We start from the raw sequence: 443 nt of genomic DNA on the forward strand, positions 1-443 counted from the left end.
ACCTTCGACAGCGCCGAAGTCCTGGAAGGCAAACTGCTGACCAGCCGCAGCGGTTATGACGTGGTGGTGGCCAGCAACTTCAGCCTGCCGACGCTGATCAAGGCCGGTGCGCTGGCGCCACTGCCTCGCGCGCAAATGCCCGGCTTCAAAAACATGGACACCGACCTGTTGGCGAAACTGGCCAACAACGATCCGGGTAACCAGTACGCTGTGCCGTATCTGTGGGGTACGAACGGTATCGGCTACAACGTCGACAAGGTCCGTGCCGCGCTGGGCGACAAGGCGCCAGTGAACTCCTGGGAACTGGTGTTCAACGAAGCGAACCTGGCCAAGCTTGGCGACTGCGGCGTAGCCATGCTCGACTCGCCTTCGGAGATGCTGCCGGTCGCGCTGCATTACCTGGGCCTGCCGCCCAACAGCACCGACCCCGAGGACTACAAGAA

Annotated in this window: 1 protein-coding gene; it reads left to right on the forward strand. The window is 62.3% G+C overall.

Annotated features, from left to right (window positions below):
- On the forward strand, positions 1–443 hold a 443-nt coding region (locus AC1DF0_RS32325; RefSeq protein ID WP_477577674.1), incomplete at both ends, for an extracellular solute-binding protein.

Source organism: Paenibacillus sp. 05T425, assembly GCF_056396205.1.